Origin of the sequence: Candidatus Competibacter phosphatis (assembly GCF_012939995.1) — a bacterium.
Taxonomy (GTDB): Bacteria; Pseudomonadota; Gammaproteobacteria; order Competibacterales; family Competibacteraceae; genus Competibacter; species Competibacter phosphatis.
The window spans coordinates 1-592 of record NZ_SPMZ01000099.1 but is presented as its reverse complement, the minus strand read 5'-3'; the positions used below and the strand labels follow the sequence as shown (position 1 = coordinate 592).

Sequence of the window (592 nt, the reverse complement as noted above, 5' to 3'; positions counted from 1 at the left end):
CAAGACGGCAAGTCGGAGCGGGATTGCCTGATGGATTCCTTCCGCCGCATCGCCGCGACTTGTGTCGAAATCAAGCAAGGCCTGCACACCTACGGCGGCAGCATGTTGGAGTTCTGGCGCGATGAGGAGACTGACATTTACCAACTACAACAAAACCCAAAAATCATGGCCCTGTATCACGCGGGATGGACAGCGATTGACTGGGAGCTGCGCCGCAAGCTGCGCCGCAAGCCTCTGGCGCTATGGCTTCACGGTTGGTTTTCCAGTCACGCTGAGAACTACCCGGCCAAGGTTGAGACCATCCGGCAGTTAAGCGGTAGCCGGAACAAGCAAAAATCAAGTTTTAGACGGCAGCTTGGGTTGGCTCTTGCTGGCCTTCAGGCTGAAAATGTGATTACAGATTGGGCGATAGATCCCAAGACCGATCTTGTAACCATCGAACGAATGCCAAGCGACCCGCAGCAGCGCCACCTTAGCCGCAAGTCCATCAGAACCCGAAAACCGTCTTGCTAGGGGGGTCGATGCACGCTAGGGGATTCGATGCACGCTAGGGGGGGATTCGATGCACGCTAGGGGGGGATTCGATGCACGC

The 592-nt window shown here is 56.6% G+C and carries 1 protein-coding gene; it reads left to right on the top strand.

Annotation, left to right across the window (positions count from 1 at the left end; all coding sequences use genetic code 11):
• Positions 1-513: plasmid replication initiator TrfA (gene trfA / locus E4P82_RS20765; protein WP_246327774.1), on the top strand; the 513-nt coding region annotated here is incomplete at its 5' end.
• Between the last annotated feature and the right edge of the window lie 79 nt (positions 514-592).